This window comes from Nocardioides sp. (assembly GCF_035481145.1).
In the GTDB taxonomy this organism is placed as follows: Bacteria; Actinomycetota; Actinomycetes; order Propionibacteriales; family Nocardioidaceae; genus Nocardioides.
Genome location: NZ_DATIHB010000119.1, coordinates 1 through 4,970 on the forward strand (window position 1 = coordinate 1; position 4,970 = coordinate 4,970).

General features: G+C 70.1%; 3 protein-coding genes and 1 tRNA gene. All 4 read right to left on the bottom strand.

The features are described from left to right. Positions 1 to 94: 94 nt before the first annotated feature. Positions 95 to 171: transfer RNA gene (locus VLF38_RS09945), tRNA-Met, on the bottom strand. Positions 172 to 235: 64 nt separating this feature from the next. After that, positions 236 to 3,199 (bottom strand): UPF0182 family protein, encoded by a 2,964-nt coding sequence (locus VLF38_RS09950; RefSeq protein ID WP_325271108.1) that lies wholly within the window; start codon positions 3,197 to 3,199, stop codon positions 236 to 238. 9 nt (positions 3,200 to 3,208) lie between these two features. After that, the gene (locus tag VLF38_RS09955) at positions 3,209 to 3,745 is read right to left on the bottom strand and encodes a PPA1309 family protein (protein ID WP_325271106.1); all 537 of its coding nucleotides are present in this window, start codon (positions 3,743 to 3,745) and stop codon (positions 3,209 to 3,211) included. Beyond that, positions 3,742 to 4,791, bottom strand: a complete 1,050-nt coding sequence (locus VLF38_RS09960) for a YlbL family protein (RefSeq protein WP_325271107.1) — start codon at positions 4,789 to 4,791, stop codon at positions 3,742 to 3,744. The genes VLF38_RS09955 and VLF38_RS09960 overlap by 4 nt, the downstream gene beginning before the upstream one ends. Between the last annotated feature and the right edge of the window lie 179 nt (positions 4,792 to 4,970).

Genomic DNA, 4,970 nt, shown 5'->3' on the forward strand with positions numbered 1-4,970 from the left:
TCGCCGAAGTGAGGAAAGTGGAGGGTTTGCGGTGGATGGATCAAGTCTCAAAAACTTTCAGGCCCGGGATTCACGCTGAATCCCGGGCCTGATTTGGTAGCGGGGGCAGGATTTGAACCTGCGACCTCTGGGTTATGAGCCCAGCGAGCTACCGAGCTGCTCCACCCCGCGTCGGTGAGTAGAACTCTACGGGATGGTGCAGCAGGACCCAAATCGGGGGTGGCAGCCGAGATGCTCAGCGGCGCGAGCGCCCTCCCTGGTTGAGCGTGCCGAGCTGGTCGGCCAGCTCGATCGCCTCGGCGACCTTCTCGGAGGCGATGTCGACCTGCCGCTGGTACTCCGCGAGGTCCTGGTCGGCGAGCGCGGCCTGGGCGGCGTCGTACGCCGTCTCCGCCTCGTCGAGCAGCTCACGCACCCGCTCGGCCGGGTCGTCCGATCCCCCGCCCTGGCCACCGTCGGGCTCGGGCTGTGGCTCGACCAGCGCCGGCTCGTCGACGCCGAGCAGGTCGCGGATCGCCTCCGGGAACGTCGCGCCGAAGCCGACGTCGTCACCGAAGGAGACGGCGGTGAACTGCAGCACCGGGAAGGAGCCCTGGCCCGTCTCGCGGATCGTGTAGATCGGCTGGACGTAGAGCAGCCGGTCGGCGACGGGCAGGGTCAGCAGGTTGCCGTACTGCACCTGTGCGTCCGAACCGCTGGTGAAGCTCAGCAGCTCGCGCTGCAGCGTCTCGTCGGCGTTGATCCGCGCCGCCACCTGGCCGGGGCCCTGCACCTGCTCCGTCGTCCCGGCCGTCAGGTCGAGGATCCGGATCTTGCCGTAGGTGTCGGGGTCCTCCGCCTCCGCGGCGACCGTGACGTAGGCAGCGAGGTTCTGCCGCTTGACCGGGACGAAGGTCGAGGTCAGGGAGAACCGGCTCTGCTCGCCGTCGGTCGAGACGGAGAGGCGGTACGGCGGCTGCAGGCTCGAGGAGCGCGAGTTGGGGTCCTCCGGGACCTCCCACTGCTCGTTGGCCTGGTAGAAGCGGTTCGCGTCCTCCACGTGGTACTTGGCCAGCTGGTAGCGCTGCACCTTGAACAGGTCCTCGGGGTAGCGCATGTGGTCGAGCAGCGCATCTGGGATCGAGTCGCGCGGCTCCACGGTGCCGGGGAACGCCTCCATCCATGCCTTGAGGATCGGGTCGTCCTCGTCCCACTCGTAGAGGGTCACCGTCCCGTCGTACGCGTCGACGGTCACCTTCACCGCGTTGCGGATGTAGTTGATCTTGTCGGTCGGGATCGTCTGGAAGGCGTTCTCGTCCTCCAGCGCGTCGTCCGTCATCTCGTCGAAGGACTCCTTCTGCGAGAGCGGGAACCGGTCGGTGGTGGTGTAGCCGTCGAGGATCCACTTGATCTTGCCGTCGACCACGGCCGGGAACGGGTCGGCGTCGACCGTGAGCCACGGGGCGACCTTCTCCACCATCAGGGCCGGGTCGCGGTCGTAGAGGATCCGGCTGTTCTCGTGCACCCGGTCGGAGAGCACGATGTTGGCCTCGCCGAACTTCACGGCGTAGAGCAGCTTGTTGAAGATCCCGCCCACGCGCACGCCCGTGTCGCCGTCGTAGGTCGAGGTGGCACCGCTCTCGTCGGTCTCCTCGCCGCCCGCGCCCAGGGGTACGTCGAGCTCGAGGTCCGGCGCGTCGTCGCTCGGCTTGCCGACGATCGAGTACGTCGGCGACTGCTCGCCGAAGTAGATCCGCGACTCGTAGTCGCCCACGATCTCCGTCAGGTCGCCACGCGGCGGAGGCGCCCAGCGCGGCTCCTCGTTGCCCGCGCGGGTCTGCGCCGAGTTGTCCGCCGGGCGCTGGTTGCCGAACGCCGCGATGATGCCGTCGCCGTGCGTGTAGACGGTGTGCAGGTTGGCCCAGTTCTGGCTGCCCTCGTCGATGCCTGCCTGGTCGAGCTCGCGCACGCCCAGCACCAGGTCGCGGGGCTGGCCCTCGACCTCGTACTGGTCCACGTCGAGCACGTCGGCGACGGCGTAGTAGCCGCGCACCTGCTGGCTCTGCTCGAACGCCGCCGGGATGATGTTGGGGTCGACCAGCCGCACACCGGGGGTGTCGATCGCGTCGTCGGCGAGGCGCTCGCCACCGCGGGTGTCCGTCGGCTGGGTGTAGGGCACCATCTCGGCGCCGTCGATGTCGTAGGCCGTCCGGGTCGCCTGGATGTTCTTCGCGATGTACGGCGCCTCCTTGTCCGCCTCGGTCGGGTTGACCTGGAACTGCTGGACCACGCCCGGCCAGACCATGCCCAGCAGGATCGCCGAGAGCGCGAGCAGGGCCAGGCCCATCGACGGCAGCATCCAGGTGCGGCGCCAGACGTTGAGGAAGAACAGGATCGCGCAGATGACGGCGATGCCGGCCAGGATCTCCTTGGCGGGCAGGACGGCGTTCTCGGACGTGTAGGTGAACCCGGTGACCAGTCCGCCGTCGGCGTGGACCAGGTCGTAGCGGTCGAGCCAGTAGTCGACCGCCTTGGCCAGCACGAAGACGCCGAGCAGCACGGACAGCTGCACCTGGGCGGCTCCGCTGAGCCGGTCCCGGGGTGGGGCGGACAGCCGGATGCCGCCGTACAGGTAGTGCACCAGGGCGGCCGCCATCAGCCCGATCACCGTCGTCGCCATCACGAAGTCGGTGACGTAGTGCCACCACGGCAGGTCGAAGACGTAGAACGAGGCGTCGTTCTTGAAGTAGGGGTCCTCCTGGTTGAACGGCACGGCGTGGCGCCACAGCGTGAACTCGCGCCACTGGTTGGACGCCGAGGCGCCTGCGAAGGCGCCGACCAGCAGGGAGGCGCCCGCGACCACCCACGCGCCGACCGGCACGAGGGCCTCGCGGTAGCGCTCCAGGCTGGCCTGGTCGGGCATCCCGATCTGCAGCCACGGCCGGAACCGGTGGGCCACCACGATGTTGACCGCCACCACGGCGGCCATCAGGGCGCCGAAGACGAGGAAGAGCCCGACCCGGGTCCACAGCTTGGTGGTGAAGACGCCGCTGTAGCCGACGGACTGGAACCACAGCCGCTCGGTCCAGAAGGAGGCGAACGCGGTGAGCGCGATGAAGCCGACGAAGAGGACCGCCGCCGTGATCACCAGGGCCCGGGACCGGCCCGGACGCCCCGGCGGCGCCGGGGGCTGCGGGCGCCGGGGTTGCTGCTCGAACATGCCGCTCACTTACTGCTCCTGGGGATCGCTGGGGAGGTCGGGCTCGAGGTCCTCGGCGAGCGTGCCGAGCAGCAGGTCGAGCAGGCCGGGCACCAGGTCGGTGCCGTCGACCACGGACTGGTCGTCGTCGTGCGACCGCAGCCGGAGGGCGCTGTACGTCGCCCCGGCGCGCGTGGCGCCGGCGACGATGCGGACCTCCTGCCGCAGCGGGTGGTCGTGGGCGAACTTCTCCGCCTCGACCGGGTCGTCGGGGATCTCGGCGTCCACCTCGGGCGGCCAGACGATCTCCTGCAGGGTCGACTCCAGCGGCTGGTCGGGCAGCCGGTCCTGCTCGACCGGGGTGAAGGAGCCGTCCTGCGAAGGCGCGTCGATGCCCGCCTCCGCAGCCAGCTCCGGCTGCTCGGCCACGATCCGGGCGGTCTCGACGAGGGCGTAGAGCCGGGCGGGCTGGTCCCAGCCACCGCCGGCGACGTGGGACTCGATCTCCAGCACGGCGGCGGCGAGCGCGGGGTCCTGCGGGAGCTCAGTCGGGGGCAGCTCGGTCACTGGTCCTCCTTGCACGTGGGCAGGTCGGCGTCGGGGTCGTCCACCCACGCCTCGACGGCGGCCAGGGCCTCGTCGAACGTCGCCACCCGGGCCAGCCGGATGTCGTCGGTCTCGACGCGGGACGCCTCGTCACAATTGTCCGCCGGGACCAGAAATAGGCCCGCGTCGGCGTTCGCCGCGCCCGCGATCTTCTGCTGGATGCCGCCGATCGGGCCGACCTGGCCCTCCGGGGTGATGGTGCCGCTGCCTGCGACGACCTTGCCGTCGGTCAGCGAGCCGGGGGTGAGCGTGTCGTAGATGGCCAACGAGAACATCAGCCCCGCGCTCGGGCCGCCGATCTGGTCGCCGATGTCCACCCGCACCTGGAACGGGAACGTGAAGCCGGGACCAGGCGAGATGCCGACGCGCTTGTCCCCGTCGACCATCCGCGGCGTGACCTGGATCGTGCGCTCCTCGCCGCGGCGCCGTACGACGAACGACAGCGGCTCCCCCACGGGCGCCTCGTCGACGGCGTCGACCACGTCCTGCGGGGTCTCGATCGGGTGGCCTCCGACGCTGAGCAGCACGTCACGCACCTTGAGCCTGCCGTCGGACGGCAGCCCCTTGGCCACGTGCAGCACCTCGACGACGGGCTGCACGTCGTGGCCGAGCGCCTTCAGCGCCACCGCGATCGCGGAGTCCTGGGACGAGACCATCTGCACGGAGGCCTCGGTGTCGGAGTCCTCATCGGTGGTGTCCGGGGCATAGACCGCGTCGTAGGGGTAGACCGCCTCCTCGCCGTCCGCCCACGACTCCAGCAGCTCGAGCAGGTGGACGTCGGTCTGCGGCTGCGTGACGTAGACGGTCGTCATCCGCAGCTCGCCCTCGTCGCGGTAGGCCTGCTGGCCGTCGACCTCGACGATCTCCTCGCCGCCCTCCTCCGCGAGCACGTCGACGGTGAGGCCGGGCTTGTAGGTCACGTAGGGCAGCGGCGCGGTCAGGGCAACGACCCAGAGCGCGATGAGCAGCGGCACGGCGAGGAGACCCGCCAGGGTGCGCTGACTCATGCCGACACCCTCTCAAATGGGTACAACTACGAGACTCGACGGGTCTCGCCAGGATCCTGAGAGGTGCGGCGGGTGGGACGTACGGCGATCCCGGTGCTGCGGTCGATGATGCGGGCCGGGCGCTCGCGCCGGTCGACGGTCTCGGCCTTGGCCAGCGCCTTGGCCAGCCGCTCGACGGC

Bases quoted from the DNA above. Each gene is read 5' to 3' on its own strand.
- VLF38_RS09950 (WP_325271108.1), bottom strand. From the start codon at position 3,199: ATGTTCGAGCAGCAACCCCGGCGCCCGCAGCCCCCGGCGCCGCCGGGG.
- VLF38_RS09960 (WP_325271107.1), bottom strand. From the start codon at position 4,791: ATGAGTCAGCGCACCCTGGCGGGTCTCCTCGCCGTGCCGCTGCTCATC.